Annotated in this window: 6 protein-coding genes and 1 pseudogene; all 7 read right to left on the minus strand. The window is 48.7% G+C overall.

Translation table 11 applies throughout. The features are described from left to right. Positions 1 to 496, minus strand: a pseudogene (locus VIM87_RS27970) (long-chain fatty acid--CoA ligase); the annotation flags it as partial. Continuing rightward, positions 496 to 738, minus strand: coding sequence for an acyl carrier protein (locus VIM87_RS27975; RefSeq protein ID WP_089920150.1), 243 nt, complete (start codon positions 736 to 738; stop codon positions 496 to 498). The gene VIM87_RS27975 and the pseudogene VIM87_RS27970, both read right to left, overlap by 1 nt. Before the next feature lie 6 nt (positions 739 to 744). Then, positions 745 to 2,151: an MATE family efflux transporter gene (locus tag VIM87_RS27980; RefSeq protein WP_332000172.1), complete on the minus strand. Its 1,407-nt coding sequence runs from the start codon at positions 2,149 to 2,151 to the stop codon at positions 745 to 747. Positions 2,152 to 2,167: 16 nt separating this feature from the next. Next, positions 2,168 to 3,502 (minus strand): lysine N(6)-hydroxylase/L-ornithine N(5)-oxygenase family protein, encoded by a 1,335-nt coding sequence (locus VIM87_RS27985; protein ID WP_332000173.1) that lies wholly within the window; start codon positions 3,500 to 3,502, stop codon positions 2,168 to 2,170. A 1-nt stretch (position 3,503) separates the two neighbouring features. Continuing rightward, the gene (locus tag VIM87_RS27990; RefSeq protein ID WP_332000174.1) at positions 3,504 to 4,763 is read right to left on the minus strand and encodes a GNAT family N-acetyltransferase; all 1,260 of its coding nucleotides are present in this window, start codon (positions 4,761 to 4,763) and stop codon (positions 3,504 to 3,506) included. A gap of 2 nt (positions 4,764 to 4,765) precedes the next feature. Then, a complete protein-coding gene (locus VIM87_RS27995) occupies positions 4,766 to 5,563 on the minus strand; it encodes a creatininase family protein (protein ID WP_332000175.1) in 798 nt (265 codons plus the stop codon). Next, positions 5,560 to 7,017 (minus strand): IucA/IucC family protein (locus VIM87_RS28000; RefSeq protein ID WP_332000176.1); only part of this gene is annotated, 1,458 nt, incomplete at its 5' end. The genes VIM87_RS28000 and VIM87_RS27995, both read right to left, overlap by 4 nt.

The following is a 7,017-nucleotide window of genomic DNA, read 5'->3' on the forward strand; positions in this document are numbered from 1 at the left end:
GGCTTACATCATGATGTACTATTGGTAAATAGTCAATGATAGATAAGGCATTCTGCACCAGGTTGTGCTCCGACAGCTTTACAAACTTAGGGGAGCCGGTGGTGCCGGAAGTGCTTAACAATACTTTAAGATCCGGGTGAATGGGATAGCCGGCTTGCGCTGTATTCCTGAACAGACGTGCAGCAGCTTCAAATCCATCCACGGCTGTGCGGGATGGATCGTAGATATAACAAGGCCCGTACAGCTGTTCCAGCTGCTGCTTGTAGGCTATGTTTAGCTTAGGGCTTAGCAAAGCAATGGTGTACGGGCTATCCAGGAAGTTTAATAAAGCTTCAATAGCAGCAATGCTGTTATCAATATATAAAAATGCTAAGCCAGGCCGCGGTTCAAGATCCAGGGTATGTTTAAAGTCGCTTACCCTGAAACGCTGTCCCATAGCCCCATCTACATATACCAGCTGCGGGTTGGCAGCTATCAGGTCATACAATTTTATCATCAGTCAATAGCTATTTGATGTTTGCGCAGTGTTTCCTTTACTTTTTCCACGCTGCTCATTTCCAACACTTCTTCCGTATCAATAGAAATATTAAAAGCAGCTTCCAGCTCAGTGATCAGGTAAATGTGTGATACCGAATCCCATTCCGGAATGCTTTGGTAGCTCAACTCATTGGTGACCTGCGCTGCCGGGATGGATAAGGCGGCAGCGAATATATCCTGCAGTTGTTGTGTTGCGTTCATGGTAGATTATATTTTTACTTTTTTCCAGTTACCTCTTTTAAAAACAGTGATACAGGCAGCAGCTAATACCAGCTCGGAAGCCAGGATGGCAATGAAAATACCCTGTGCGCCCCAGCTGTAATGCAGTCCCAGTAGATATGCCAGCGGCAGCTGTGTAACATAAAACATCAGCACATACAGCAAGGTTACCACATGTACGGAACCGGCTGCGTTCAGGGAGCGGGAAATAACCATGGTATACCCAAAGAAAAAATAGGCAATGGCCATATAGCGCAGGTATAGCGCCGCATTTTGTGCAACAATGGTTTCCCGGGTAAATAAATGCACAATGTTTTCCCCGGCCAGCAATAATACCAGGGCAATAGCGCCCAGGAAGAACATGTTAAAAGTGCCGGTTTTCCATACCGACTGCTCTGCCCTTTCCGGCTGGCCTGCACCCAGGTTTTGCCCGGTTAATACACCGGCCGCATTGGCAATACCCCATGCCGGTAATACGGTGAACATAATAATACGGTTAGCTACAATGTAACCGGCCAGCACACTCTCTCCCAGCTTAGCTACAATAATGATCATCAGAAAACGGCTGGAGGAGGGCACCAGGTATTGTACCGTACCGGAAGCCGCCAGCTTTAACAGGCGTTTAATAATGTCCGGCGCCAGCATCAATTGTTTTTTGCCGATCAGGATCCTTTTTTCCTGCGTGGCAAAATACCAGCATTGGTAGCCCACACCTATGCAGTTAGCAATACCGGTGGCCATAGCGGCGCCCAGCAAGCCAAACGCAGGTATAGGTCCTGCTCCAAAGATCAGGATAGCGCATAACACGGCGTTCACCGCATTGGACAGCATTAGCGTGCGCATAGCCATAGCTGCATTACCGGCCCCGCGGAACACACCGTTCAGCAATACACGCATCACCACAAAAATGATACAGCCGAACATAATGCGGGAAAACAGGTCGCCTTCCACCACCAGCGAGGGTGAAGCGCCTGCCAGGTGAAGGATGCCTTTATTAAAGCACATCGCCGGCACACTAAACAATACGGAAAGTATAATGCCCAGGTAAATGGCCTGCATAGCAGCCATTCCAGCGGTTTGCGGTTTCTTTTCCCCTACCCGCCTGGAAATGATGGCCGTAGCTGCAATGCTTAAACCCATGGCTACGGAATGGAAAATGATGATCACTGAATTGGTGATGCCTACAATCGTAATAGCCCTTTCTCCCAGGCTGCTTACAAACAGCAGGTCTACCATTACAAACAATGATTCCATGGCCAGCTCCAGCATGGTGGGCACAGATAATAAGAATGTAGCGCGGTTCACACTACCGGAAGTAAAATCTTTTTCCGTACCGGCAATGGCATGTTTCAATAAATTAAATATAGAGCGGGCCCTGAAAAGCACGGCGTTCATGAGTGATGGTTTAACGTTAAAAATGTTCCTGCACCAGCTGTGTTACAGGCGCTTTTGCAGCAGCCACACCAAATTCCTGGTAAGCAATACGCTCCTCAACCTTGTAGATCTCTTTACCGGTTATGGTATTAATGATGCGGGAATTGCGGTAGGCGCCCATCCCCAGGTCTGGCGTTACAAAGCCATGGCTGTGCAGCTCCACGTTCTGTACAAAGATCTCGCTGTTATTAATGTCAATGGTATAGTTGCGATGCACATCCGGCAGCTGATCCGGCATACGGCGTATACGCTCATTAATGCCTTGTATAAATGCAGGCTCATTGTACTTATAACCGGTAGCCAATACCACCGCATTGGTATGGTGTGTAAATGGCTGCTGCTGCTGCACCTGTGTAAATTGTAAAGCATAAGCATGTGAGCCCGTACCGGCTGTAATGCTATTTAGCTCACTGCAGGTTTTTAGCTGCACATTTACGGGTTGCCCGCCCACGCTCATTTCATACAGTGTATCAAAAATTTCATTGATGAGGTCATAGTTAATGCCTTTGAACAATGGGTTTTGTGCCGATAAGATCCTGCGGCGTTTTTCCGGCGGCATGTTGTAAAAGTAATCTACATACTCAGGGGAAGTGAGCTCCAGCGTGAGTTTGGAGTATTCCATCGGGTAAAACCTTTCTGCACGGGTGATCCAGTCCAGCTGAAAACCATTCCTGACCTCCGGCAGCAGGTCGTGAAAAATTTCAGCAGCGCTTTGCCCGGAGCCAATAACAGTAAGCGCGCCTTGTTTTAAAATATTGGCTTTGTTGGATAAGTACTCCGATGTGTGGATCACGTTCGGCAGCACCGCCCTGTTCACAAATGCCGGTACATAAGGCTGGGTGCCGGTGCCCAGCACCAGCCGTTCCGCATAGTAAGTAGTTACCTCGCCGGTTTTAGTATGCAGCACATTTACCTCATATAGCTCATTGTTATAAGCTACGGATACTACCTTGTGCGAAAACCGGCAGGAGGGTAATTGCTCAATCACCCACTTGCAATATTGGTTATACTCCTTACGCAGCATGTAAAAGCTTTCCCGGATAAAGAATGGGTACAGCCGGTTGGTTTGCTTCAGGAAATTCAGCCAGCTGAAATGGCTGGTAGGGTCGGCCATGGTAACAAGGTCCGTGCCCATGAAAGGAGTTTGCAACGTAGCATTGTCCAACATCAAACCGGGATGCCAGTCAAACACATCGCCCTGGTCAAAGAAAACAGCATGCACGCTTTTAACCGGGTGTAACAATGCAGCCAGCCCCAGGTTAAAAGGACCAATGCCGATGCCGATAAGATGATATACCTGTTGTTTATTCATTTTAAAATTGTTTTACAGTTTGTGGGGTAATGTGTTGTGCTTCCGGGAATTTGGCCCAATACCATTCCCGGTAGCAGAAATTCAGGTTAGCCTTTTTATGCGGCAGCTCAATCACCTTCTCTATTCTGAAGCCTACATGTGCTTTGTTCATAATAGCCGCCAGGGATTCAACCGATCCTTCACCCACCATTTTGCCAACCTGCGGTTGTGCAAATACAAAATCCAGCATGGATTGTGTGGATGGAGAAGCGAATTTTTTCCTGGGATCTGTGGGTGCAATAAACTGGTGCGTGCCATAATCAGTAGGCAGTGCATCATAATAATCCGCCAGCATATCGCGCACCACCCAGTACACTTCAAAATTGTAGGTTGGCTCCCCATTTATTTCGCCTATATAACTATGAGCAGCATTGCCCGGCAACATAGTACGGTAGTAGGTTTCCAGCTGCTGTAAGGGCCAGTCCATTTTCCAGATCTTTTTAGCATGCTCCCGGTTAAACCAGTCGTGCACCATTTCCAGGTCACGCTCTATATCAAAGGGGCGTATGCTTACCGTTACATCCTCTTTAGGGAAATAGCGGCTGTATACCGTGCCTGTACCTGCTGGATTAATAAGCGCCCTGGAAAAAAAGTGTTTGTGTAAAGGGTTCGGGGTATTTCCCAGCTTATTATAGGATAGCAGATCAGCGTTATCTGTTTGAAAAGCCTGGTACGCCAGCTGAATTAAATGAATTTCATCTGCCTGGTAATGATAACCCAGCGCACCTATTACCGGCATTAGCTGATGGAGGATAAATTCCTGTGCCTGGTCCCCTAACAAGGGTAGCTTTTGCTGCAGATAGTTTTCAAACCAGGCAATGGGGTCAGGCATTCCCCGCGGCACATCCGGCAAGGGATCTATGCGTGTGCTCATAGACGGTGCATAGCGCTTAATAATAGCAGCCAGGCCATCTGCATCTAATTCCTTAATTACACCGGTGGCTATCTCTCTTTCTCCTGCAGGAAGATCATAAACATGATACCCGCTTTCTGAAAAATATTTCAGGGGTACAAACACCTCCAACCCAATGGATGAAAAATCTAAACGCAGGTGTAATGCATAACCGGTAGTTTTAAAGAAGGCCGCCAGCGCGGTATCATACTTTGGCATGCCGCCATAACAGCTGCTGTTATTGAGCTCCCGGCAGCAGTAATGAAGCAATACTGAAATTTTATCAGTTTGTGTTTGCGTTATTGGCGGATGAATAACCTGGATCTCCATTTTTAATTTTTTATTTTAATTAACCATGCACGTATTTCAGCTACTGCCAGCTGCACGCGCAGCTTGCCGAATAGCAGCCCCTGCTCCGGTGTAGCCATACAGGGATCGCCGGAAACACCGGCAGCATCCAGCGGACCGTTACCACCTTTGGTTGTATCACCGCTGGCGAAGTAAGCGGTTCTAACAGCGGCTGGTGTGGCTGCCCAGGTTTCTGCAGCATCCCACAAACCTCCATGCCCACCGGGCACCTGGCCCTTGGCGGCAATCATGGCTTCTATCTGTGTTCTTGCTTTTGCATAGCCATCGCTTGAAAAAAACACACGTACACCTTTTGGCTGCAGCGTGCTGTCTAAGCGGGCTGCCAGTACTTTTAAGGGCTGCTGGCTGTTGAAATGATCGCTGAGCAGCACTATGTACCGGAAACCAGCCATCACCATGCTGCGTACCAGGTCTTCATGCACGCTGGTAAATGTTTGATCGCTTAGGGAAATAGTTCCCGGGAAGCGTTCCAGCACCGGGTGATTAGGCGCAAAGGGCAGTATGGGCGCTATCAGTGTATTCCCTAAGCTACCTGCGATCTGTGCGGCATAAAGGCGCACCCGGTAATTATGCTTGCCTAATACCAGGTGCGGGCCGGAAGCCTCTGTACCACCACTAAAGATCAATACCGTTTGTGCACCGGCGCGGATCTTTGCGGCCAGCTCCCGCGAGGTCAGATCCTCTATAAACAGCTGCTGCTGTGCATACAGCCGGCTACAACCTAATACGGCCAGCAGACAAATAATGATCAGCTTTCTCATACTATTTCCAGTTGCGGACGCAGTTTGGTTTTAAAAGCAGCCACGGGGTTCTGCAAGCTCCCCACGGAATGCACCTCAAAAGGATTAGCGCGGTTGCGCAGCTGACGGTTATTGCTGATCTGCATTTTATTCAGCGCATCCGGGTTAAACTGCGGTACAAACAGGTCATCCCGTTTAAACTTAGCCGCCAGCTCGGGGTGCGCCTGCTGGTACTGTAATATGGTTTCCGCAACCAGCTCCCAGAAACGGGTTTCCGGGTAATCTGCATGCTCCACCAAAATGGCGGAGATGAAACGGAAAATGGAATCAAACACCTGGGTAAAGATGGGCAGCGTACGCGCTTCTTCAGCTACCGGCACCAGCAGCCGTTTAGCCGCTTCCGGTAGTACGGTATCTGCATTCATAACAGATACTTCCTCGCCAATGTCTTTCATGATAGCCCTTACCGGTACATTATTTTCCAGCACCAGTATCAGGTTTTCCCCATGTGGCATAAATACCATATCGTACTTATAGAAACAGTGCAGCAGGGGGCTCATATAACAATAGAAATATTGGCGCAGCCAGGTATCTGTATCCTTACCGGAGCTGCGGATCAGTTCCGGAAGTAACGCATTACCATTTACATCCACATGCAGCAGCGCGGCCATGGTCATCAGGCGCTGGCCCGGCTGCACTTTCGGCATAGGACTTTCACGCCATAAGGCCGCCAGCATTTTTTTATAGGGGTTATCTGTTTTGGTTGCCTGCTCATAAATATGGTTGGAATAGCCGGTGGTGGCTATTTCCCGCAGGGTACAAAAACCGGTTTCCTGCAAATAGGCATCCCCTTCAACCAGCGTATGCACCCATTCGTTAATGACCGGGGTGGTACGCATGAAGTAGGGCGATAATCCGCGCACATAACCCATGTTTAAAATAGACAGCGCTGTTTTTACATAGTATTTCTGTGGCTGATCTACATTAAAAAAGGTGCGGATAGACTGCTGAGGTAAATACTCATCATCCCCATACCCCAGGTACACCAGCTTATGGGCGGCAATATCCGGCGCAAAAATGCCGGCCAGCTTATTAAACCACTGCCAGGGATGCACCGGCATAAAAATATATTGCGCCGGGTCCAATGCTTTATCAGTAAGGATTGCATTAAAGGCGGCTGCTTTTTCAGCGCCCAGCTCCTGCTGCAGCACCTGCTCATAGGTAAGCGGATCTATGCTGGTAAATTCCGTACAATCCCGGCGGCCGGCCAGCCATATTAAAGGAAATGGCGTAGCAGCTTCCGGCGCAAAACTTTTATAGTCCGTAGCATCAAATCCTATACGCCCGTTGTTAGCTATAAAACGGGGATGCCCGGTCATGGCATGCTCTATTTCCTGGTAACTGGCGGTGGCCAGGTATGCTGCAGTAGGCCCGTCCTGTGTATGGATGTAAGCGCTGCCATACAGCGTAGCGCT

It is taken from the genome of Chitinophaga sp., from assembly GCF_036569125.1.
GTDB lineage: Bacteria > Bacteroidota > Bacteroidia > Chitinophagales > Chitinophagaceae > Chitinophaga.